This window comes from Solwaraspora sp. WMMD1047 (assembly GCF_029626155.1).
GTDB lineage: Bacteria > Actinomycetota > Actinomycetes > Mycobacteriales > Micromonosporaceae > WMMD1047.
In genome coordinates, this window is the sequence record NZ_JARUBL010000001.1 from 2,268,829 (window position 1) to 2,290,437 (window position 21,609).

At 71.4% G+C, this 21,609-nt stretch carries 19 protein-coding genes and 2 pseudogenes; 12 read left to right on the forward strand and 9 right to left on the reverse strand.

Annotation, left to right across the window (positions count from 1 at the left end; translation table 11 throughout):
- Positions 1-94 precede the first annotated feature (94 nt).
- On the reverse strand, positions 95-418 hold the full coding sequence (locus O7627_RS10480) for a hypothetical protein (RefSeq protein ID WP_278093302.1): 324 nt from the start codon (positions 416-418) through the stop codon (positions 95-97).
- A 199-nt stretch (positions 419-617) separates the two neighbouring features.
- Here O7627_RS10480 and O7627_RS10485 point away from each other — a divergent pair, with 199 nt between their 5' ends.
- The 6 genes and pseudogenes from O7627_RS10485 (at position 618) to rny (ending at position 6,268) form a co-directional block, all read left to right on the forward strand.
- Positions 618-818: a DUF3046 domain-containing protein gene (locus O7627_RS10485; RefSeq protein ID WP_278093303.1), complete on the forward strand. Its 201-nt coding sequence runs from the start codon at positions 618-620 to the stop codon at positions 816-818.
- A 183-nt stretch (positions 819-1,001) separates the two neighbouring features.
- A pseudogene (gene recA, locus O7627_RS10490) lies at positions 1,002-1,616 on the forward strand (recombinase RecA); the annotation flags it as partial.
- Between the two features lie 3 nt (positions 1,617-1,619).
- Positions 1,620-2,468 (forward strand): annotated as a pseudogene (locus tag O7627_RS10495) (recombinase RecA); the annotation flags it as partial.
- Between the two features lie 171 nt (positions 2,469-2,639).
- Complete coding sequence (locus tag O7627_RS10500) at positions 2,640-3,140, forward strand: hypothetical protein (RefSeq protein WP_278098239.1); 501 nt, start codon at positions 2,640-2,642, stop codon at positions 3,138-3,140.
- 17 nt (positions 3,141-3,157) lie between these two features.
- Positions 3,158-3,943 (forward strand): regulatory protein RecX, encoded by a 786-nt coding sequence (locus tag O7627_RS10505; RefSeq protein WP_278093304.1) that lies wholly within the window; start codon positions 3,158-3,160, stop codon positions 3,941-3,943.
- A gap of 549 nt (positions 3,944-4,492) precedes the next feature.
- A complete protein-coding gene (gene rny, locus O7627_RS10510) occupies positions 4,493-6,268 on the forward strand; it encodes a ribonuclease Y (RefSeq protein ID WP_278093305.1) in 1,776 nt (591 codons plus the stop codon).
- Between the two features lie 10 nt (positions 6,269-6,278).
- Here the strand turns inward: rny and O7627_RS10515 are convergent, their stop codons facing one another.
- The 4 genes from O7627_RS10515 to O7627_RS10530 all read right to left on the reverse strand — a co-directional run bounded on the left by O7627_RS10515 (position 6,279) and on the right by O7627_RS10530 (position 9,703).
- On the reverse strand, positions 6,279-7,253 hold the full coding sequence (locus O7627_RS10515) for an amino acid ABC transporter permease (RefSeq protein ID WP_278093306.1): 975 nt from the start codon (positions 7,251-7,253) through the stop codon (positions 6,279-6,281).
- Complete coding sequence (locus tag O7627_RS10520; RefSeq protein WP_278093307.1) at positions 7,250-7,957, reverse strand: ABC transporter permease subunit; 708 nt, start codon at positions 7,955-7,957, stop codon at positions 7,250-7,252. The genes O7627_RS10515 and O7627_RS10520 overlap by 4 nt, the downstream gene beginning before the upstream one ends.
- 42 nt (positions 7,958-7,999) lie before the next feature.
- Positions 8,000-8,881, reverse strand: coding sequence for a glutamate ABC transporter substrate-binding protein (locus O7627_RS10525; RefSeq protein ID WP_278093308.1), 882 nt, complete (start codon positions 8,879-8,881; stop codon positions 8,000-8,002).
- A 69-nt stretch (positions 8,882-8,950) separates the two neighbouring features.
- Entirely contained in the window at positions 8,951-9,703 is a 753-nt protein-coding gene (locus O7627_RS10530; RefSeq protein WP_278093309.1) for an amino acid ABC transporter ATP-binding protein, read from the reverse strand.
- 448 nt (positions 9,704-10,151) lie between these two features.
- On the opposite strand from O7627_RS10530, the gene O7627_RS10535 reads away from it, so the two are divergent.
- On the forward strand, positions 10,152-10,670 hold the full coding sequence (locus O7627_RS10535; protein WP_278093310.1) for a hypothetical protein: 519 nt from the start codon (positions 10,152-10,154) through the stop codon (positions 10,668-10,670).
- Here O7627_RS10535 and O7627_RS10540 read toward each other — a convergent pair.
- Positions 10,616-10,900: a DUF2277 family protein gene (locus O7627_RS10540; RefSeq protein ID WP_278093311.1), complete on the reverse strand. Its 285-nt coding sequence runs from the start codon at positions 10,898-10,900 to the stop codon at positions 10,616-10,618. The genes O7627_RS10535 and O7627_RS10540 overlap by 55 nt on opposite strands.
- An 82-nt stretch (positions 10,901-10,982) precedes the next feature.
- Between O7627_RS10540 and miaB the strand changes: the two genes are divergently transcribed.
- On the forward strand, positions 10,983-12,488 hold the full coding sequence (gene miaB, locus O7627_RS10545; RefSeq protein ID WP_278093312.1) for a tRNA (N6-isopentenyl adenosine(37)-C2)-methylthiotransferase MiaB: 1,506 nt from the start codon (positions 10,983-10,985) through the stop codon (positions 12,486-12,488).
- A gap of 77 nt (positions 12,489-12,565) precedes the next feature.
- Here miaB and O7627_RS10550 read toward each other — a convergent pair whose 3' ends face one another.
- Positions 12,566-13,972, reverse strand: coding sequence for a cellulose binding domain-containing protein (locus O7627_RS10550; RefSeq protein ID WP_278093313.1), 1,407 nt, complete (start codon positions 13,970-13,972; stop codon positions 12,566-12,568).
- 258 nt (positions 13,973-14,230) lie between these two features.
- On the reverse strand, positions 14,231-15,439 hold the full coding sequence (locus tag O7627_RS10555) for a DUF349 domain-containing protein (RefSeq protein ID WP_278093314.1): 1,209 nt from the start codon (positions 15,437-15,439) through the stop codon (positions 14,231-14,233).
- Positions 15,440-15,656: 217 nt separating this feature from the next.
- Here O7627_RS10555 and O7627_RS10560 point away from each other — a divergent pair, with 217 nt between their 5' ends.
- The 3 genes from O7627_RS10560 to dapF are packed head-to-tail and all read left to right on the forward strand — an operon-like array spanning position 15,657 to position 18,313.
- Positions 15,657-16,430, forward strand: a complete 774-nt coding sequence (locus O7627_RS10560; protein ID WP_278093315.1) for a hypothetical protein — start codon at positions 15,657-15,659, stop codon at positions 16,428-16,430.
- 28 nt (positions 16,431-16,458) lie between these two features.
- Positions 16,459-17,415, forward strand: a complete 957-nt coding sequence (gene miaA / locus O7627_RS10565; RefSeq protein ID WP_278093316.1) for a tRNA (adenosine(37)-N6)-dimethylallyltransferase MiaA — start codon at positions 16,459-16,461, stop codon at positions 17,413-17,415.
- A 7-nt stretch (positions 17,416-17,422) separates the two neighbouring features.
- Complete coding sequence (gene dapF, locus O7627_RS10570) at positions 17,423-18,313, forward strand: diaminopimelate epimerase (RefSeq protein WP_278093317.1); 891 nt, start codon at positions 17,423-17,425, stop codon at positions 18,311-18,313.
- 55 nt (positions 18,314-18,368) lie between these two features.
- Here dapF and O7627_RS10575 read toward each other — a convergent pair whose 3' ends face one another.
- Positions 18,369-19,928, reverse strand: coding sequence for an NAD-dependent malic enzyme (locus O7627_RS10575; RefSeq protein WP_278093318.1), 1,560 nt, complete (start codon positions 19,926-19,928; stop codon positions 18,369-18,371).
- A gap of 198 nt (positions 19,929-20,126) precedes the next feature.
- On the opposite strand from O7627_RS10575, the gene hflX reads away from it, so the two are divergent.
- Positions 20,127-21,560, forward strand: a complete 1,434-nt coding sequence (gene hflX, locus O7627_RS10580; protein ID WP_278093319.1) for a GTPase HflX — start codon at positions 20,127-20,129, stop codon at positions 21,558-21,560.
- Positions 21,561-21,609 lie beyond the last annotated feature (49 nt).

A 21,609-nucleotide genomic window follows, 5' to 3' on the forward strand; every position in this document is an offset into this window, starting at 1 on the left:
CTGCACAGCGGCGGCGACAATTGCCGCCGCCGCTGCTGCTCGCTGTTTTCGGCCGGACCGTCAGAAAGCCGCCGGAGAAATGGGCAGGGTGGCGTCAGTCCGGCCAGATGTTGTTGGAGTAGGACACCCGGGTGGTTCCCGTCGGGCAGGTCGCCCGGGACCAGCCGCCACCGGTGGACTGTTGGCGGATCGGGCCGAGCACGGTCTGGCCGTTCGAGCAGCGGACGACCGCCTGGTAGGCGACGTCGCCCGACGTGTTCTCGCAGAGGAGTTGATGATAGGTGCCCGGGTTGGCGTCCCGGCTCGACTGGCAGTAGACGGCGGCCGTGGTGCCGGCCTGCGCGGCGCCGGGGGCGATCAGAATTGCGGCGGCGACCATTCCGGCGGTCGCCAATACTTTGATCAACGGTAGTCTCACTCGTCTCACCCCGTGTCCTTCGATAGACTTTGAGAACCCAGTCGATAATGGACGTCTCCGTTGTTGGATGTCAATGTTTCGAACTCTGTCACATTGCTGTCGCGGCGTCCCGGGGCGGGTGGGTATCCGCCCGGCCCGGCGGTGGCGCTAGCGTTGGCTGCGACGGTGACCGGGCGCGACGACCGCGGAGGGGGACGAGGTGCGGCTGACCGACTTCTGGGCGCGGCTTGAGGAGACCTTCGGACCCGCGTACGCGGCGAGCCTCGCCACCGACCAGGTGCTGCCCCAACTGGGCGGCAGGACCATCAACCAGGCCCTCGCCGCGGGTGAACGGACCGCCACGGTGTGGCGGGCGGTCGTTGCCGCCTACCCCGATCGCGTGCCCACCCAGTTACGCTGAGCAGCTTTTACGCCGGTCTGGCGTGTCGTGCGTCGCTCGTACACCTGTTCGGCTATTGTCCACAGCGAGGCGCCGTCCACAGGTCACGGCCCGGCGGCTGTTTTCTGTCGGACCCAGCGCCTAGCGTGTCCCATCGTGACGAGAAGCTCATCAAAGACGCCGGCGAAGGCAGGGGTGGCAACCATGGCTTCAGGACCTGACCGGGACAAGGCGCTAGACCTTGCTCTCGCTCAGATCGACAAGCAGTTCGGGAAGGGCTCGGTGATGCGGCTGGGGGAACGCCCCGTCGTGCAGACCGCGGTCATCCCGACCGGCTCCATCGCGCTCGACGTGGCGCTCGGCGTGGGCGGTCTGCCCCGCGGACGCGTCGTCGAGGTGTACGGCCCGGAGAGCAGCGGTAAGACCACGGTCGCCCTGCACGCGGTGGCGAACGCCCAGCGGGCCGGTGGGATCGCGGCGTTCATCGACGCCGAGCACGCCCTCGACCCCGAGTACGCGAAGGCCCTCGGCGTCGACACCGACGCGATGCTGGTCTCCCAGCCGGACACCGGCGAGCAGGCCCTGGAGATCGCGGACATGCTGATCCGCTCCGGGGCGCTGGACATCATCGTCATCGACTCGGTGGCCGCGCTGGTGCCGCGCGCCGAGATCGAGGGCGAGATGGGCGACAGCCACGTCGGCCTGCAGGCCCGGCTGATGAGCCAGGCGCTGCGGAAGATCACCGGCGTACTCAGCAACACCGGCACCACCGCAATCTTCATCAACCAACTCCGCGAAAAAATCGGAGTCATGTTCGGCTGTATGTCCTATGCCACAAGGGTCACCCTTGCGGATGGGACGCAGGAGAAGATTGGCAAGATCGTCAATCAGCGGATGAATGTCGAAGTCCTCTCCTATGATCCGGTGACCGACCGGATCGAGCCGAAGAAAATCGTCAACTGGTTCAACAACGGTCCGGCGGAGGAGTTCCTGCAGTTCACCGTCGCCAAGTCGGGCGGGAACGGGCGGGCGCAGTTCGCCGCCACCGCCAACCACCTCGTCCGTACTCCGGGCGGGTGGCGGGAGGCCGGCGAGTTGATCGCGGGCGACCGGGTGATGCTGGCCGAGGAGCGGCGACTCAGCGAGCAACAGTGGCAGGTCGTGCTCGGTTCGCTGATGGGTGACGGCAATCTGTCACCGAACCGGAACGACCGCGCCGGTGTGCGGTTCCGGCTGGGGCATGGTGCGGAGCAGGCCGACTACCTGGACTGGAAGGTGTTACTGCTCGGCAATATCGCGAACAGCCGCCGCGTCGATGACCGGGGTGCGGTGTTCGCCGATTTCACCCCCCTCCCGGAGCTGGACGAATTGCGCCGTGCGGTCTACCTCGGTGACGGCAAGAAGCACCTGAGCTGGGACTACCTCAAGGCACTGACGCCATTGGCCCTCGCGGTGTGGTACATGGACGATGGTTGTTTCACGTCACGTTCGGCCGGTGTCCAGGAGCGGACGAAGGGCGGTTCGGGTCGGGTCGAGATCTGCGTCGAGGCCATGGCGGAGGGCACCCGGCAGCGACTCGTGGAACACCTGCGGGATGCGTACGGCCTGGAGGTCAAGCTGATGGCACGGGGCGCGCGCCGGGTCGCTGTCCTCCAGCTCACGACGGCGGCATCCGCGAAGTTCCAGGAGATCGTGGCACCGTTCGTGCCCGTGGCGATGGAGCGCAAGCTTCTTCCGAGGTTCCGCGGGCAGTGCGCTGTCGAGCCGGAGTTCGTGCCTGTGGAGATGCGACCGGTGCCGGCTCGCGTCCTAGACGTGCGGATCAAGCCCAGGACACGGTCGATGAATCGGTTCGACATCGAGGTCGAGGGCAACCACAACTACTTCGTCGACGGTGTCATGGTGCACAACAGTCCGGAGACGACCACCGGCGGGCGGGCGTTGAAGTTCTACGCTTCGGTTCGGCTCGACGTGCGCCGCATCGAAAGCCTCAAGGATGGCACCGATGTGGTAGGAAACCGGACAAGAGTAAAAGTTGTGAAGAATAAGGTTGCGTCCCCGTTCAAGCAGGCGGAATTTGACATCATGTATGGAAAGGGAATTTCGCGCGAAGGGTCGCTTATCGACGTCGGGGTCGAGCAGTCGATCATTCGCAAGTCGGGTGCCTGGTACACCTACGACGGTGATCAGCTCGGTCAGGGCAAGGAGAAGGCCCGCGAGTTCCTGCGGGAGAACCCGGACGTGGCCGCCGAGATCGAGAAGAAGATCCTGGAGAAGCTGGGCGTGGGGGTCGGTGCGCCGGATGCCGCCGGTGGGCCGGAGTTGCCGCCGGTGGACTTCTGACCGGTAGCTGAGCCGGCATGGCTGGACGACGAGGTGCCCGTTCGGGGCGGGGCTGGGACGCGGCCCCGCCCCGAACGGGTGCTGGACGCAGGACGGGCACCGGCCGCCGCCGGGCCGCCCCAGGTCAGGCGGCGGACTTCGAGGCAGGACCGGATTCGGCAGGGGGACCGGACCCGGCAGGGGGAGCGGAACACCCGGAGCCGGCCGGCCGGCCCGGCCGCAGGGGTGGCGCTGGCGAGCCCCGGGACGAGGCCGAGGCGGCGCGGGAGATCTGCCTGCGGCAGTTGGCGGTGCGGCCGCGTACCCGGGCGGAGTTGGCCACCGCGTTGGCCCGGCGGGGGATCTCGGAAGAGGTCGCCGCCGGGGTGCTCGACCGGTACGACGAGGTCGGGATGATCGATGACGCGGCGTTCGCCCGGGCCTGGGTGACCAGCCGGCACCAGGGGCGCGGTCTGGCCCGCCGGGCGTTGGCCAACGAGCTGCGCCAGCGCGGGGTGGACGCCGAGGTGACGAACGAGGCGCTCGGCGAGCTGGACGAGGAGACCGAGGCGGCGACGGCGCGGGCGCTCGTCGACCGCCGGCTGCGGTCGGTGAGCGGCCCGCCGGAGGCGGTGTTCCGGCGTCTGGTCGGCATGCTGGCCCGCAAGGGGTACCCGCCGGGGGTGGCGATCCGGGCGGTGAAGGACGCGCTGGCGGCGCAGAGCGCCGAGGCGGCCGAGTTCGCCCAGCAGATCGACGAGGATGCCCTCGCCGAGTCGGCGGCCGGAGAGTCCGACGGTGACGGTCGCCCGGACGGTCGGTAGGCGGGCGGCGTAGTCGATCACGGGGGGTTGACCTGAGGTGACTGGTGGGTTGACTCGTGGTGTCGTGGTGTCGGTCCCCGGGTTTGGCCGTCGTGGCGGCAGGATTCGGCGCTACTCCTGACTCGTCCGGTTATGCCCGGGCATGATTTCAGCGGTGCGTGAGCGGTCCGGTGCGCTATGTTCCGACTCCGGTCGGATCATGAGTCCTTGACCGATCGCGACATGCGACCTAGCCTCGCTTTAGCGAGAATGCCCGACCAGCGCAGGCTAAGCGCACAACATAGATCGCGTAACAGTACGGCATCACTTTGGCCAGCTCAGCGGCCAGATAGCGGCGACCGGCCGGGCCGGTCCGGGCGTCGCAGCAGTTCACCCCGGCCATCGGTGGTGCCCTCCGGGCGTCTGCCGGTGGCCTCCTACCCACGGCCTGCCGCCTCGGTCGGGCGTCTCGAGCCGGAGGATGGTGTCACCGTGGCGGCCATCGTCCGGCGCCGGATGGCTAGGGGAGGCTGCCATGAGCGAGCTGGGCGACTGCAGTAGGACGCCGGCATGAGCGGCCTGGAGTGGGGGCTGCTGGTCGCGATCGTCGCGCTGGCGCTCCTGGTTCTCGGCGCTGTGCTGCTCGGTGCCCGCGCGCTGCGGCGGATCGCGGTGCCGTCGGCGATGCCGGCGCCGGACGATCCGCGGTTCGTCGCGGAGAAGGACCGCCAGGAACAGTCGCTGGCGGCGTTGCGCAGCGCGGCGGACGAGGCGACCAGCACCGTCGACGTCGCGAAGTCCGCCGCGGCGGCGGCGCGGGCCGAGGCGGCGGCGGCGAAGGCCGAGGCGAAGTCCGCCCGCGCGGAGGCCCGGCGGGTGTTGGACGCCGCCCGGATCGAGGCCGACACCGTCCTGGAGCGGGCGCACCGGCAGGCCGAGAGCGACGCCGAGCAGGTCCGGGCGGCCGCTCGGCGCAGCGGTGAGCGGGAGGCCGCGCTGCTGGCGACCACCACCCGGGAGCAGGCCGTCGAGGTGGAGCGGCGGGCCCAGCGGATGGACGAGCGGGAGCGGCTGCACAGCGAGGAGGTCGACCGGCTGACCGAGCGGGAGCGCCGGCTGGCGACCGCGACGGCGGAGCTGGCGGCCCGGGCCGCGGAGCTGGAGAAGCGGGAGTTGGCGGTCGCCGAGGCGGAGGAGACCCGCCGCCGGGAGTTGGAGCGGATCGCGGGGCTGACCGCCGAGTCGGCGCGGCTGGAGCTGGTCGAGTCGATCGAGGGCCAGGCGAAGCGGGAGGCGGCGCTGCTGGTCCGCGACATCGAGACCGACGCCCGCAACACGGCCGAGCAGCGGGCCCGGCACATCGTCGTGGACGCCATCCAGCGGGTCGCCAGCGAGCAGACCGCGGAGAGCGTGGTGAGCGTGCTGCACCTGCCGGGTGACGAGATGAAGGGGCGGATCATCGGCCGGGAGGGCCGCAACATCCGGGCCTTCGAGTCGGTCACCGGGGTGAACCTGATCATCGACGACACGCCGGAGGCGGTGCTGTTGTCGTGCTTCGATCCGGTGCGTCGGGAGATCGGCCGGCTGACCCTGGAGAAGCTGGTGCTGGACGGGCGGATTCACCCGCACCGCATCGAGGAGGTGTTCGACACCGCCAAGCACGAGGTGGCCCGGCTCTGCGAGCGGGCCGCCGAGGACGCGCTGGTGGAGGTCGGCATCACCGAGATCCACCCGGAGCTGGTCGGGCTGCTGGGCCGGTTGCGCTACCGGACGTCGTACGGGCAGAACGTGCTCAAGCACCTGGTGGAGACCGCGCACATCGCCGGGGTGATGGCGGCGGAGCTGCGGCTGGACGTGCCGTTGATCAAACGGTGTGCGTTCCTGCACGACATCGGCAAGGCGCTCACCCATGAGGTGGAGGGCAGTCACGCCCTGATCGGCGCGGATCTGGCCCGCAAGTACGGCGAGTCGGAGGACGTGGTGCACGCGATCGAGGCGCACCACAACGAGGTGCTGCCGCAGACCATCGAGGCGGTGCTGACCCAGGCCTCGGACGCGTGCTCGGGCGGCCGGCCGGGGGCCCGGCGGGAGAGCCTGGAGGCGTACGTCAAGCGGCTGGAGCGGATCGAGGAGATCGCGGGCGGCAAGTCGGGGGTGGAGAAGGTCTTCGCCATGCAGGCCGGCCGGGAGATCCGGGTGATGGTGAAGCCGGACGACGTGGACGAGATCGGTGCGGCGGTGCTGGCCCGCGACGTGGCGAAGCAGATCGAGGAGGAGCTGACCTACCCGGGGCAGATCCGGGTGACCGTGGTGCGGGAGTCGCGGGCCACCGAGATCGCCCGCTGAGCCGGTCGGGTTACTTCGCGCCGTCGCCGCCGGCCGGTAGCAGGGTGCTGGCCGGCGGTTCGGCGGGCGCCGTCTTGTCGGTCCGCTGGCCGCGGGCCAGCCGGCGCTCGACGTACTGGGCGAGCTTGGAGAGCGCGTAGTTGACCAGCACGAAGATGACCCCGATGACGAAGTACATCTGGATCTGGTTGGTCAGCTCCTGGGCCATCGACCGGCCGATCCGCAGCGCGTCCTGGTAGCCGATGATGAAGCCGAGCGAGGTGTCCTTCAGGATCACCACGAGCTGGCTGATCAGGGCCGGCAGCATGATCCGGAACGCCTGCGGGAGCAGCACCAGCCGGGTGGTCTGGAACGAGCTGAGCCCGATCGCGTCGGCGGCCTCGCGTTGGCCGCCGGCCAGCCCCTCCATGCCGGAGCGGAGGATCTCGGCGATGACCACCATGTTGTAGAGGGTCAGCCCGATGACCAGGTACCACATGGTGTTGCCGAGGTCGACGCCGGTGGACGGCAGGCCGCGCCAGACGAAGAAGATGGTGATCACCACCGGGATGCCCCGGAACACCTCGACGAAGATCCGGGTGACGGTGTTGAGGGTCCAGCTCAGCGCGCGCAGCGCGTACGCCAGGGGGGTGGCGAGGCCGACGAAGCGGCGACGTAGCGCGGCCTTGAGCTGGATGCGCAGCACGGCCAGCGCGGTGCCGAGCACGAGCGAGGCGAGGATGGCCAGGGCGGCGGCCTTGAGGGTGGCGAGGAAGCCGTCGCCGAGTCGGCCCCAGACCGTGGTGAAGTATTCGTTGCCGGGGTCGACGAGCGGGCCCCACAGCTCCATCGAGAACTGTTCCCGCTCGGCCAGCGGCCGGTAGACCAGGAAGTAGGCGCCGACGGCGATCACCCCGGCGGTGATCACGCTGGCGATGTTGGTGATCCGCTTGGCCCGGGGGCCGGGGGCGTCGTAGAGGACGCTGGCGCCGCGCTCGCCGCTCATCGGGCCACCGCCCGGCGGCTCTCCAGCCGGTCCAGCATCATGCCGAGCGGCACGGTCATCACCAGGAAGAAGACGGAGATGCCGGTGAGGATCGGGATGGCGGGTTGGCCGCCGGTGGTGATCAGCGCCTGCGCGGAGTTGGAGAGGTCACCGCCGACGCCGAAGAAGCCGGCGATCGCCGAGTTCTTGATCATCGCGATGATCACGCTGCCGAGGGGCACGACGGCGGCCTTCCAGGCTTGGGGGAGGATGACGTGGCGCAGGTTCTGGGTGAAGGTCAGCCCGATCGCCCGGGCGGCCTCGGCCTGCCCGGCGGCGACCGCGTTGATGCCGCTGCGCAGCGCCTCGCAGACGAACGCGCCGGTGTAGACGCTGAGCGCGATGATGGCGAACCGGAAGTACGGCAGGTCGATGCCGAGCCGGCTGAAGACCGTGGTCAGGCCGGGGATCTTCAGGAGCTCGGCGTTGGTGCCCAGCGCCGGCAGCGCGAAGGCCGCGAAGAAGAAGACCACCGTCAGCGGCACGTTCCGGAAGACGGTGACGTACGCGGTCCCGACGGCCCGCAGCGGGGCCACCGGGGAGATCCGCATGACCACCACGATGGTGCCCAGGATCAGGGCACCGACCGCGGAGAGTAGGCAGAGCTGGAGGGTGACCCAGAAGCCACTGACGAACACGTCCAGGTTGTCAATGATCACTGACATCCGTGCGCCCCCTGATTTCTCACCCTCCAGCTGCCCGTCGTCCTAGTAGCGGTCGATGGTGGGCGGGTCCGGCAGGTTCTCGTCGAACTTGCCGGCGGTGTCCTTCCACGCCTGCTCGTACCGGCCGTCGGCGAACGCCTTCTCCAGCGTGTCGTTGATGAAGTCGCGGAAGGCGGTGTCGCCCTTCTTGACCCCGATGCCGTACGGCTCGTCGGTGAACTTCTCACCGGCCAGCTTGTACTTGCCCTCGTTGCGGGCGATGAAGCCGGTCAGGATGACGTTGTCGGTGGTGACCGCGTCCACCTGGTCGGACTCGAGGGCGTCGACGCACTCCTGGTAGCCGCCGAAGAGGATCAGCTGCTCGGTCTCGTTGGCCAGGTACTGCTTGATGTTCGCGGCCGGTGTGGAGTTGGTGACCGAGCAGACCTTCTTGTCGCCGGCCTTGAACGAGTCCGGGCCGGTGATCGAGTCGTCGTCGGCCTTGACCATCAGGTGCTGGCCGGCGACGTAGTACGGGCCGGCGAAGTCGATCCGCTCCTTGCGGGTGTCGTTGATGGTGTAGGTGGCCACCACAATGTCGACCCGGTCGGTTTCGAGGAGCTCCTCGCGGACCGCCGACTGCGCCTCGGTGTATTCGATCTTGTCCTCGGGGATGCCCAGCTCCTCGGCGATGATCTTGGCGATCTCGACGTCGAAGCCCTCCGGGTTCTCCGAGAGGCCGACCAGGCCGAAGCCGGGCTGGTCGTACTTGGTGCCAAGCCGCAGCACCTGCGCCTGGTTCAGCTTCTCCATCGTCGTGCCGGCTTCGAAGGTCTTGCTGCCGGCGCCGGTGTCACCGCCGTCGCCGCCGTCGTCACCGCAGGCGGTCAGGCTGACCGCGAGCGCCGCGACGGTGGCCAGGGCCGCCAAGCGGGTAGCGCGCATTGCTTTCTCCTCCTTGGATCGAGGGGTGCCGCCGAGGAGCGACACACTCCACTGTGGTGGGGTGCTGTATCAGTGCGTCAGGATCTTCGACAGGAAGTCCTTGGCCCGCTCGCTGCGCGGGTTCGCGAAGAACTCGGTCGGGGGAGCGTCCTCGACGAGTTGGCCGTCGGCCATGAAGATGACCCGGTTGGCGGCGTGCCGGGCGAAGCCCATCTCGTGGGTCACCACGACCATGGTCATGCCCTCGCCGGCCAGCGACGTCATCACGTCGAGCACCTCGCCGACCATCTCCGGGTCCAGGGCGCTGGTGGGCTCGTCGAAGAGCATCGCCTTGGGCTGCATGGCCAGGGCGCGGGCGATCGCGGCCCGCTGCTGCTGCCCGCCGGAGAGCTGGGCCGGGTACTTGTCGGCCTGGTTGGCGATGCCGACCCGCTCCAGCAGGGCCATCGCCCGCTCCCGGGCGGCGCCGGGCTTCTCCTTGCGGACCTTTATCGGCCCGAGGGTGACGTTCTCCAGGATGGTCTTGTGGGCGAACAGGTTGAACGACTGGAAGACCATCCCGACCTCGCTGCGCAGCCGGGCGAGCGCCCTGCCCTCGGCGGGCAGCTGCTGCCCGTCGAAGGTGATGGTCCCGGAGTTGATCGGCTCCAGCCGGTTGATCGTCCGGCAGAGCGTCGACTTGCCCGAACCGGACGGTCCGATCACCACCACGACCTCACCGCGGCCGACCGACAGGTTGACGTCGTCGAGCACGTGCAGCGGGCCGAACCACTTGTTCACCCCGTCGAGCTTGATCAGCGGTTCGTCGGTCGCCCCGGTCATTGCCCACCTGTCTCGTCTGCGGCCCGTCGATCCAGAGCCGGCCGGCGGTCGGCGTCCGGGCCGGTCCGACACGCCGCCGTCGTCGGTCCGATCCGCCGTTCCCGGTCCAGTCTGGCTCGGTGCCGCAACTCTAGGGGACCTGACGTGCTGGAACGCAATCGAGTTGGTCACGAGGCAGTAACACCGGGGGGTGACCGGCCGTGAACGGGGCGCGACGGTTCATCCGACCACATCGGGTCGGATGAACGACCACGTTGGGTGAGTGTGGTACGCCGCTGGGTGCGGATACTGTGTCACTCTCTGGTTACGACTGGTAGTCGAGATCAGTGAATTTCGGCAGATATGGTCACAGACTAGTAACTTAGCCGCGCGCAGGGTCGTGGGAGCGTCACCATCATCCATAACGGCTCATTTCGGGGCACCGCTGAGCACAGCGAGGAGGGGCGGCATGACCGAGCTGTGGAACTGGAGAATCGACGACCGGGTGGCACCGGCGGAGGTCTACGCGGCACTCGCCGGCGCGCTCGGCAGACCGGTGCTGCCGCTGGCCGGCGCCGACCCGCTGCGGCTGCCGCCCGGCGTGCTGCTCTGCGACGCCTGGCACCGGCCCGGGGACTTTCCGACCTCAGTCGACTGTTACGGCGCCGTCGCCCGGTTCGGCGCGGGCGACCGGTACGGCCCGCCGGAGCTGCTCACCGAGCCGGGTGCGGTGGCGGCCTTCGCCCGCCGGCTGGGGCGGCGCTGCCTGCTGCCCGACGACACCCTGGACCACGGGCGGCACCTGCTGGTCGCACCGGACGGCACGATGCGCCCGGTGCACGTCGACGTGCGCGACACCGACGACGGCGAGGTGCTGTCCAACTGGCGGCTCTGCACCACGGCCAGCCCGCGCTGTCAGGGCTGGTCGCCGTGTCACCGGTCCCGGTGGGCGCCCGACTCGGTGGTCCCGGCGCTCGCCGCGGCGTGATCGGCGCCGGTCCGCGCCGCCCCGCCGCCGCGGACCACGAGCTGGCCCAGCAGGACGGCGGTGGCCTCGGCGACCGAGGCCACCGCGGCGTCGAACGCGGCCGCGTTGTGCGCCGCCGGGGTGCGGAATCCGGAGATCTTCCGGACGTACTGCAACGCCGCCGCCTGGATGTCGGCGTCGGTCACCACCTCGGCGTACGGCTCACGCAGGGTCTTGATGCTGCGGCACATGGCCCCTCCCCGGTCCGGTCGGCGCCCGGCGGCGCCTCGGCGCCGTCGACTCCCCGGCGCTGCGGATACTCTGTCACCTGTCATGACTATCGCAACGCCGGGCGCCCCGCGCACCTACCAGGTGCGCACCTACGGCTGCCAGATGAACACCCACGACTCGGAACGGATCTCCGGTCTGCTGGAGCAGGCCGGCTACCGCCGGGCCGCCGACTCCGACGATCCGGACGTGGTCGTCTTCAACACCTGCGCGGTACGGGAGAACGCCGACAACCGCCTCTACGGCAACCTGGGCCACCTGCGGCCGGTCAAGGACCGCCAGCCGGGCATGCAGATCGCGGTCGGCGGCTGCCTGGCGCAGAAGGACCGGGGCGAAATCGTCCGCCGGGCGCCGTGGGTGGACGTGGTGTTCGGGACCCACAACATCGGCTCGCTGCCGGTGCTGCTGGAGCGGGCCCGGCACAACGCCGCCGCCGAGGTGGAGATCCTGGAGTCGCTGGAGGTCTTCCCCTCCACCCTGCCGACCCGCCGGGAGTCGACCTACGCCGGCTGGGTGTCGATCTCGGTCGGCTGCAACAACACCTGCACCTTCTGCATCGTGCCGTCGCTGCGCGGCCGGGAGAAGGACCGCCGCCCCGGTGACGTGCTCGCCGAGGTGCGCGCGCTGGTCGCCGAGGGCGTGCTGGAGGTGACCCTGCTCGGGCAGAACGTGAACTCCTACGGGGTCGAGTTCGGCGACCGGCTGGCCTTCGGCAAGCTGCTGCGCGCCTGCGGCGGCATCGACGGCCTGGAACGGGTCCGGTTCACCAGCCCGCACCCGAAGGACTTCACCGACGACGTGATCGCCGCGATGGCCGAGACCCCGAACGTCTGCCACAGCCTGCACATGCCGCTGCAGTCCGGTTCGGACGACGTGCTGCGGGCGATGCGCCGGTCCTACCGGGCCGAGCGTTACCTGGGCATCATCGAAAAGGTGCGGGCGGCGATGCCGGACGCGGCGATCACCACCGACATCATCGTCGGCTTCCCCGGCGAGACCGAGGCCGACTTCTGCCGCACCCTCGACGTGGTACGCCAGGCCCGGTTCGCCTCGGCGTTCACCTTCCAGTACTCCAAGCGGCCCGGCACCCCCGCCGCCGAACTGCCCGACCAGCTGCCCAAGCCGGTGGTGCAGGAGCGGTACGAGCGGCTGATCGCCTGCGTGGAGGAGATCACCTGGGCGGAGAACCGCAAGCTGATCGGCGAGACCGTCGAGGTGCTGGTCGCCGTCGGCGAGGGGCGCAAGGACGACCGCACCGGGCGGCTCTCCGGCCGGGCCCGCGACGGCCGGCTGGTGCACTTCGCCGCACCGGCCGGCGGCGCCGTCGATCCGGCGGCGATCCGGCCGGGTGACATCGTGCACGCCACGGTCACCTATGCGGCCCCGCACCACCTCAACGCCGACGGGCCGCTGGTGGCCCACCGGCGGACCCGGGCGGGGGACGCGGCCGAGGCGGGGCGCGCTCCGCGTACCCCCGGGGTTTCGTTGGGCCTGCCCACCCTCGGCCCGCCGCCGGCCGCGGCGCCCGCCGGGGCGTGCGGCGCCGGTTGATCCGCCTCGCCCGACGCGCGCGGACCCCGCGACCGTCCGGGTAGGACGATGCGCGGGGCCCGTGGACCCGGTCGCGGTCAGACGGTGATCCGGCCGGCGCCGGCGCCGGCCGTCACGATCGACTTGACGCTGCTGGCCGCGTCGAGCTGGTACGAGTAGGGGATGCCGGCGACGCTGCCGCCGGTCTGGCCGCTACCCGAGTTGACGAAGTGGTTGTTGCGGGCCACCAGGCTGCCCGGACCGGAGGAGCCCTCACCCAGGTGGTACGGGTCGTCGGTGTTCTCGAAGTAGTTGCCCTCGACGAGGACGCCGGCCCCCTCGGTGGAGGCGACGCCGTAGCCACCGACGTTGCTGTAGAGGTTGTTGTAGACGTGCACCGGGTTGCCGAAGCGGACCCGGGGGTGGCGCTGGTTGGAGCCGTCGAACCAGTTGTGGTGGTAGCTCACCCGCAGGTGGCCGCGGTCCTGGGCGGCGTTGTCGTCGCTGTGGCCGAGCAGCATGGACTTGTCGTGCCCGAAGACCCGGTTCCAGGAGACGGTGATGAAGTCCGAGCCGCGCTTGATGTCGACGGCACCGTCGTACCCGTTGGTGAAGCTGTTGTGGTCGATCCAGATGTTCGTCGCCGACTCCTGCACGTTGATGGCGTCGTCGTTCCAGTTGCGGAAGGTCAGGTTGCGGATGATGACGTTGCGGTCACCGTTGATGTTGAAGCCGCAGCCGGAGATGGTGGCGCCGGAGTTGCCGAGGATGGTCTTGTTCGACCGGACCCGGAGCATGCCGGAGCAGGAGATGGTGCCGGAGACCCGGATCACGGCGGCGCTGCTCGAGCCGAGCGCGCTGGTCAGGGCGGAGGCGTTGGTGACGGTGGTGGTGCCGGCGTTGCCGCCGCCGGTGGTGCCACCGTTCTGGGTGGCCCAGCCGACCAGCCCGGTCTGCGGCTGGGTCGGGGGACCGGTGGTCGGCGGCGGTGTGGTCGGCGGCGGTGTGGTCGGTGGGGGCGTGGTCGGTGGGGGAGCCGTGGTGGGCGGGGGCGGGCCGGTGGTCGGGCCGGAGGTCGGGTTGACCGAGCCGGTGCAGGCCACCCCGTTGAGGGTGAAGCCGCTCGGCACCGGGTTGCTGGAATTGTTCCAACTGCCGTTGAAACCGAACGACGTGCTGGCGTTGGTGCCGAGGTTGCCGTTGTAGCCGACGTTCACCGCCGTCACCTGGCTGCCGCTCTGGGTCACCGTGGCGCTCCACGCCTGGACGACCTGCTGACCCGCGCCGAACGACCAGCGCAGGGTCCAACCGGACAGCGGGTCGCCCAGGTTGGTGATGGTGACGTTGCCGTTGAATCCGCCGGGCCACTGCGAACCGACGGCGTAGCTCACCTGGCAGCCGGCGGCCGCGTGCGCGGTGACGGCGGTGACCACACCGGCCGCGCCCAGCGTCACGGTGGCCAGCGCCGTGGCGAACAGCGTCGTACGACGCCGTGCTGAAAACATCTGCTGCTCTCCTCTGGAGTGTGGCCGGATCGCGGTGCCGATCGAGCGGTACCGCCCCGGAGTCGACCTCCGCGACCCGGCCGGATGGTCAGAGGCTCCCGCGCTCGCTGCCCGGGGCAAGCGCTTTCCGATCAGAGCATAGGACATGATCGATGTAAACAGCGTCGAAGCGTTTCGGCAGTCCCTGAAAAAGTTGCAAACCGGGCTGGCCCGGCCGGTGCCCGGCACCGCCGGCGCCGGGTCAGGACGTGTTCGAGGTCAGCTGGCCTGCTCGGCGAGCTGCAGGAACTGCCGCTTGGTGGCCAGCGCCCGCTCCGCCTCGCGGATCCGCTTCGCGTCGCCGGCGGCCTGGGCCCGGGCGAGCCGCTGCTCGGCCTCGGCGACCTGCTCGCGCATCTGCGCCAGCAGCGGGTTCGCCGACGGCTCGGTACGCCGCCAGGCCGAATCCATCGCCAGCCGGACCCGCTCCTCCACCGCCCGCATCCGACGGTCCAGGCCGGTCGCGGCCTCCCGGGGCACCCGGCCGGCCTCGTGCCACTGCCCCTGGATCTCCCGCAGCCGGGCCTGCGTCCCGCGCGGATCGGCGTCCACGTCGAGCGCCTCAGCCTCGGCGAGCAGCGCCTGCTTGCGCTCCAGGTTGCCGCGCTGCTCGGCGTCGCGGGCCGAGAAGACCTCACTGCGCCGGGTGAAGAAGGCGTCCTGCGCGGCCCGGAACCGCTCCCACAGCTTCTGCTCCGCCTCCTTGGCGGCCCGGGGCGCCGCCTTCCACTGCGCCATCAGCTCCTTGAGCCGGTTCGCGGTGGGCACCCAGTCGGTCGAGTCGGCCAGCGACTCGGCCTCCGCGACCAATTCCTCCTTCGCCCCCTGCGCCTGCTTGCGCTGCGCGTCGAGGGTGGCGAAGTGGGCACCCCGGCGCCGGGTGAAACCGTCGCGGGCCGCCGCGAACCGCTTCCACAGCTCGCCGTCGGTCTTCTTGTCGACCCCGCGGATGGTCTTCCACTCCTCCAGGATCTCCTTGAGCCGATCCCCGGCGGTCTTCCAACCGGTCGACTCGGCCGCGAGCTTCTCCGCCTCCTCCACCAGCGCGGTCTTGCGCGCCAGCGCCTCCGTGCGGGCGGCCTCCCGGGCGGCCCGGGCCTCGACGGACTTCTCCTCGGCCACCGTGGCCAGCCGGTCCAGCCGGCCGGCCAGCGCGTCGATGTCGCCGACCACGTGCGCCGAGGCCAGCGAGCCGCGCAGCCGCCGGATGGTGGCCAGCGACTGCGACGCGTCCGCCGCGCCGGAGTTGAGGCGCGCCTCGGTCAGGTCGACCTCCGTGACGAGGTCGTCGAAGCGACGGGCGAAGTGCGCCAGCCCCTCCTCCGGGGAGCCCGCCTGCCAGGACCCGACGACCCGCTCACCCTCGGCGGTCTTGACGTATACGGTGCCGTCCGCGTCCACCCGTCCGAAGGTCGTCCAGTCGCTCATGTGCCCATCCTCGTTCTCCCGGCGTCGCCGGAGTGGGGGGTCCCGGCGATCGCCGCCACGGCGCAGCAAGTTGCAGCGAAGTTTCTCCCGGCATTGTCACAGGTCCAACCCGGTCCGCGTCGAGCGCCTGTGGTCGACCGTGACCATACGGTGTCCTTGAAGGTGGTAGAACGGTATCGACGCGGGTGTAAAGTCGCATGCCCGCTACGGTGAGGGCGTGCCCCTGGTCGCCGCGGCCGTCTGCCCGCATCCGCCACTGATCCTGCCCGAGGTCGCGGGCGCCGCCGCCGCCGAGCTGGCCGAGCTGCGTACCGCCTGCGACGCCGCGCTGGCCGGGTTGGCCGACTCCGGCGCCACCACGCTGCTGATTCTCGGCACCGACGACGCCGACCGGTCGTACCGACCGCCGCTGCGCGGCTCGTTCCGCCCGTGGGGGATACCGGTCGAGATCACCGTCGGCGGGCTGACCACCCCGGCCACCGTCGGCGGGCCGACCGACCCGGCCGGTGCCGCCGAGCCGGCCGGTGCCGCCGAGCCGGCCGGGCTGCCGTTGAGTCTGCTCGTCGGTGGTTGGCTGGTGCGTCGGGCGTTCCGGCCGGCGACGCCGGTTCGACTGCGGCTGGCGACGCTGCGCGCCGACGGCGCCGCCGGCCGCCCACCCCAGACCGAGATCCCCGACGAGGAACCGTGGGCACTGCTCGCGATGGGTGACGGGTCCGCCTGCCGCGGCCCGAGTTCGCCCGGGTACGACGATCGGCGCGCCGAACCGTACGACGATCGGGTCGCGGCGGCCCTGGCCGGCGCGGACACCGCCGCCCTGCTCGACCTGGACCCGGCCCTGTCGGCCGAGCTGATGGTCGCCGGCCGGGCCGCCTGGCAGGCGCTGGCCGTGACCGCCGCGCGGACCGGCCGGCCGTGGCGGGGCGAGCTGTCCTACTACGCGGCGCCCTACGGCGTGGCCTACTTCGTCGCCAACTGGTCGCCGCGATGACCGGCGCGCCCTACGAACGGTCGCCGCGATGACCGGCGCGGCCCGGCCGGCGGTCGTCGCCGTGGTCGGCCCCACCGCGGCCGGGAAGTCCGCGTTGAGCCTGCACCTGGCGCGGGCGCTCGGCGGCGAGGTGGTCAACGCCGACTCCATGCAGCTGTACCGGGGAATGGACATCGGGACGGCGAAACTGCGCCCGGCCGAGCGGGCCGGCGTGCCGCATCACGTCCTCGACATCTGGGACGTCACCGAACCGGCCAGCGTCGCCGAGTACCAGCGGCTGGCCCGCGCGGCGGTCGACGACATCGCGGCCCGGGGCCGGGTGCCGATCCTGGTCGGCGGCTCCGGGCTCTACGTGCGGGCGGTGCTGGAGGAGTTCGAGTTCCCGGGCACCGACCCGGCGCTGCGGCTGCGGCTGGAGCAGGAGCTGGAAGCCGCCGGCCCGGCCGCGCTGTACGAGCGGCTGCGGGCCGTCGACCCGGCCGCCGCCGACCGGATCCTGCCCGGCAACGGCCGGCGGATCGTCCGGGCGCTGGAGGTGGTCGAGCTGACCGGTCGGCCGTTCGCCGCCGCCCTGCCGCCGCCCCGGCCGCACTACGACGCGGTACAGCTCGGGGTCGACCTGGACTCCACCGCGCTGGACGAGCGGATCGCCGCCCGGGTCGACCTGATGTGGGCGGCCGGCCTGGTCGACGAGACCCGGGGCCTGGTCGACGCCGGGCTGGCCACCGGCCGCACCGCCAGCCGGGCGCTCGGCTACCAGCAGGTGCTGCGGTTCCTGCGCGGCGAGGGCACCGAGCAGGACGCGTACGCCGAAACGGTCCGGGCCACCCGCCGCTTCGTCCGTCGGCAGCGGTCCTGGTTCCGGCGCGACCCGCGGATCGGCTGGCTGGACGCCGCCCGAGCGGACCTGGTCGACGCGGCACTCGACGCGATCAGGCTCGGTCGGCTGGGGTGGCCGGCGGCCGGGTCCGAGGTTCGGCGATGATGGGACGGTGGAGTTCACCAAGGGCCACGGCACCGGCAACGACTTCGTGATCCTGCCCGACCCGGACGGGCGGCTGGCGCTCACCCCGGAACTGGTGGCGGCGGTCTGCGACCGGCGACGCGGGATCGGCGCCGACGGCGTGCTGCGGGTGGTGCGGGCCGCGAAGCATCCCGACGCGGTCGGGCTGGCCGGGCAGGCCGAGTGGTTCATGGACTACTGGAACGCCGACGGGTCCTTCGCCGAGATGTGCGGCAACGGCGTACGGGTGTTCGCCCGGTACCTGACCGCCGGTGGCCTCGCCGAGGGCGGCCCGGACGGGCTGCCGATCGCGACCCGGGCCGGCGTGGTCCGGGCCGTGCCCGCCCACGCGACCACCGGCGCGGCCGGGACTGCCGGCGCCGGCGGGTGGGCCGGTGACCTCGCGGTGGATCTCGGTCGGCCCCGGATTCTGGGCGGCGGCGTGGCCACCGTCGGCCCGCTCACCCTGCCCGGCGTCGAGGTCGACTGCGGCAACCCGCACCTGGTCTGCACCCTCGCCGCCGGCATCGAGCTGTCGGATCTGGACCTGCTCCGGGCGCCCGGCTACGACCGGGAGGCGTTCCCGACCGGGGTCAACGTCGAGTTCGTGACCCCGGCCGGGCCGGTCGGCGGGGCCGACGGGCACGTGCGGATGCGGGTCTACGAACGCGGATCGGCCGAGACCCTCTCCTGCGGCTCGGGTGCCTGCGCGGTGGCGGCCGTGGTGCTGCGTGACGCCGGACGCGACGGTGGCCGGATCGCCGTCGATGTGCCGGGTGGCCGGCTGACCGTCACCATCGACGGCGACCGCTGCTGGCTGGCCGGGCCGGCGACGCTTGTCGCGCACGGCGAGTTCGACCCGGCGGCGCTGACCGGTTGAGCCGGGCGCGCTGGCGGGCGGTTTCGGTCGGGTGCCGCTGGCTGGCGGGGTTGGCTCAGTTGAGCAGCGGGTTGGCCGGGGCGGCGGCCCCGGCGGCGATCTCCGGCAGGTCGGCCGGACCCGGGTCGGCGGCCGGCGGGACCCGGGTCTGCGCGGCGGCCCGCACCGCGGCGGCGACCGCCGGGGCCACCCGCGAGTCGAAGACGCTCGGCACGATCACCGTCGGGTTGATCTTGTCTTCGCCGACCACGTCGGCGATCGCCCGGGCGGCGGCGAGCGCCATCTCCTCGGTGAACTCCTCGGCGTGCGCGTCGAGCATGCCCCGGAAGACGCCGGGGAAGGCGAGCACGTTGTTGATCTGGTTCGGCTGGTCCGAGCGGCCGGTGGCCACCACGGCGGCGTGCCTGCGGGCCTGCCGCGGGTCCACCTCGGGATCCGGGTTGGCCAGCGCGAAGACGATCGGGTCGGGCGCCATGGTGGCGATGTCGTCGCCGGTCAGCAGGTTCGGCGCGCTGACCCCGATGAAGACGTCCGCGCCGCGCAGGGCGCCGCGCAGGTCGCCCGCGTAGCCGTCCCGGTTGGTGTGCTCGGCCAGCCACTGCCAGGCCGCGTTCAGCGGCGCCACCGCGCCGTTGCCGTCCACCCCGCCGCCGGGGCCGGGGATCAGGCCGCGGTGCAGGGCGCCGTCGCGGTCGCAGGCGACGATGTCGCCGACGCCCTGCCGGAGCAGCAGCTTCATGATCGCCGTGCCGGCGGCGCCGGCGCCGGAGACCACCACCTTCACGTCGGCGAGCTGCTTGCCGACCACCCGCAGCGCGTTGGTCAGCGCCGCCAGCACACAGATCGCGGTGCCGTGCTGGTCGTCGTGGAAGACCGGGATGTCGAGCAGCTCCCGCAACCGGGTCTCGATCTCGAAGCAGCGCGGGGCGGCGATGTCCTCCAGGTTGATGCCGCCGTACCCCGGGGCGATCGCCCGGACGATCGAGACGATCTCGTCCGGGTCCTGGGTGTCGAGCACCACCGGCCAGGCGTCCACCCCGCCGAACCGCTTGAACAGCGCCGCCTTGCCCTCCATCACCGGCAGCGCCGCCGCCGGGCCGATGTTGCCGAGCCCGAGCACCGCCGAGCCGTCGGTCACCACGGCGACGGTGTTGCGCTTGATGGTCAGCCGGCGGGCGTCGGCCGGGTTCTCCGCGATCGCCAGGCAGACCCGGGCCACCCCCGGGGTGTACGCCCGGGACAGCTCGTCGCGGTTACGCAGCGCCACCTTCGGGGCCACCTCGATCTTGCCGCCGAGGTGCAGCAGGAAGGTCCGGTCGGAGACCTTCCGGACATCCACCCCGTCCAGCGCGGAGAGCGCCTGCACGACCTGGTCGGCGTGACCGGCGTCGGCGGTGTCGCAGGTGAGGTCGACGATCACGGTGGTGGGGTCGGAGTCGACCACGTCCAGCGCGGTGACGATCGCACCGGCCTCGCCGACACAGGTGGTGAGCCGGCCGATCGCCGAGGCGTCGGCGGGGATGCCGATCCGGATGGTGATCGAGAATCCGGCGCTCGGCAGGCGGGAGATCGCCACGGGGTCCCTCCGTCGAAGGTGTGTCGGTCGGCGCGACATCGCCCTGGCATTCTTACGCCCCCGACCTGACCGACCGTAACGCGGCCCCTCGGATCGGCGGCGGTCAGCGGCGACGCGGCACCGATCCGGTACCGGCGGCGCGGCGGCCGAAACGCGGGTGCGGCGGGTCGGGTCGCGTGTCAGGATTGGTAGTCACTGATCAGATCGAGTCACACCTCGCGCCAGAAGGAGAGCGGATTGCCTAGCCAGGACAGCTTCGTGCCGACGGTGGACTCCGACCTCGACGACGTCACCACCGGCGAGCTGGAGCTGGCGGACCGGCAGGCGCTGCGCCGGGTCGCCGGGCTCTCCACCGAACTGACCGACGTCACCGAGGTCGAGTACCGCCAGCTCCGGCTGGAGCGGGTGGTGCTGGTCGGGGTCTGGACCGAGGGCAGCGTCACCGACGCGGAGAACTCGCTGACCGAGCTGGCCGCGCTCGCCGAGACCGCCGGCTCCCAGGTGCTCGAAGGGCTGATCCAGCGCCGCAACCGGCCCGACCCGGCCACCTACATCGGCCGGGGCAAGGTCGACGACCTCGGCTCGGTGGTACTCTCCACCGGCGCGGACACGGTGATCTGCGACGGCGAACTCTCCCCGTCGCAGCTGCGCAACCTGGAACAGCGGACCAAGGTCAAGGTGGTCGACCGGACCGCCCTGATCCTGGACATCTTCGCCCAGCACGCCAAGAGCAAGGAGGGCAAGGCCCAGGTCGAGCTGGCCCAGCTCGAATACCTGCTGCCCCGGCTGCGGGGCTGGGGCGAGAGCCTGTCCCGGCAGTCCGGCGGCAGCGCCCGGGGCGGCGGCGCCGGCGGTGGCGTGGGTCTGCGCGGACCGGGTGAGACCAAGCTGGAGACCGACCGGCGGCGGATCCGGACCCGGATCTCCCGGCTGCGCCGCGAGATCAAGGGCATGCGCACCGTACGCCAGACCAAGCGCGCCCGGCGCACCCGCAACGGGGTGCCCGCGGTGGCCATCGCCGGCTACACGAACGCCGGCAAGTCGAGCCTGCTCAACCGGCTCACCGACGCCGGCGTACTGGTCGAGGATGCGCTCTTCGCCACCCTGGACCCGGCCACCCGGCGGGCCACCACCTCCGACGGGCGGGTCTACACCCTCTCCGACACGGTCGGCTTCGTCCGGCACCTGCCACACCAGATCGTCGAGGCGTTCCGCTCCACCCTGGAGGAGGTCTCCGAGGCCGACCTGGTGGTGCACGTCGTCGACGGCGCGCACCCCGATCCCCAGGAGCAGGTCCGGGCGGTCCGCGAGGTGCTCGCCGAGGTGGGCGCCGACAAGCTGCCCGAGCTGCTCGTGGTCAACAAGATCGACGCGGCGGACGAGGAGATGCTGCTGCGGCTCAAGCGGGAGTGGCCGGACGCCGTCTTCGTCTCCGCCCGCAGCGGCCGGGGCATCGACGGGTTGCGGGCCACCATCGAGGCCCGGCTGCCCCGACCCGCGGTGGAGCTGACCGCCGCGGTGCCGTACAGCCGGGGCGACCTGGTCGCCCGGGTGCACCGTCGGGGAGAGGTGCTGAGCACCACGCACGCCCCGGAGGGCACCGTGCTGCGGGTCCGCGTCGATGAGGCACTGGCCGCCGAGCTCTCCCCGTTTCGGGTCGACGGCAAGTAGATTTACGGGAAGTAACCAACGGGACAGCTGTGACGGACGGGCGGGACGG

Coding starts and splice junctions, on each gene's coding strand:
- O7627_RS10520 (WP_278093307.1), bottom strand. CDS start 7,957: ATGTCAGTGATCATTGACAACCTGGACGTGTTCGTCAGTGGCTTCTGG.
- miaA (WP_278093316.1), top strand. CDS start 16,459: ATGACCGGCGCGGCCCGGCCGGCGGTCGTCGCCGTGGTCGGCCCCACC.
- O7627_RS10575 (WP_278093318.1), bottom strand. CDS start 19,928: ATGTCGCGCCGACCGACACACCTTCGACGGAGGGACCCCGTGGCGATC.
- O7627_RS10535 (WP_278093310.1), top strand. CDS start 10,152: ATGACCGAGCTGTGGAACTGGAGAATCGACGACCGGGTGGCACCGGCG.
- O7627_RS10500 (WP_278098239.1), top strand. CDS start 2,640: ATGAATCGGTTCGACATCGAGGTCGAGGGCAACCACAACTACTTCGTC.
- O7627_RS10505 (WP_278093304.1), top strand. CDS start 3,158: ATGGCTGGACGACGAGGTGCCCGTTCGGGGCGGGGCTGGGACGCGGCC.
- miaB (WP_278093312.1), top strand. CDS start 10,983: ATGACTATCGCAACGCCGGGCGCCCCGCGCACCTACCAGGTGCGCACC.
- rny (WP_278093305.1), top strand. CDS start 4,493: ATGAGCGGCCTGGAGTGGGGGCTGCTGGTCGCGATCGTCGCGCTGGCG.
- O7627_RS10525 (WP_278093308.1), bottom strand. CDS start 8,881: ATGCGCGCTACCCGCTTGGCGGCCCTGGCCACCGTCGCGGCGCTCGCG.
- O7627_RS10530 (WP_278093309.1), bottom strand. CDS start 9,703: ATGACCGGGGCGACCGACGAACCGCTGATCAAGCTCGACGGGGTGAAC.
- O7627_RS10550 (WP_278093313.1), bottom strand. CDS start 13,972: ATGTTTTCAGCACGGCGTCGTACGACGCTGTTCGCCACGGCGCTGGCC.
- O7627_RS10555 (WP_278093314.1), bottom strand. CDS start 15,439: ATGAGCGACTGGACGACCTTCGGACGGGTGGACGCGGACGGCACCGTA.
- O7627_RS10515 (WP_278093306.1), bottom strand. CDS start 7,253: ATGAGCGGCGAGCGCGGCGCCAGCGTCCTCTACGACGCCCCCGGCCCC.
- O7627_RS10540 (WP_278093311.1), bottom strand. CDS start 10,900: ATGTGCCGCAGCATCAAGACCCTGCGTGAGCCGTACGCCGAGGTGGTG.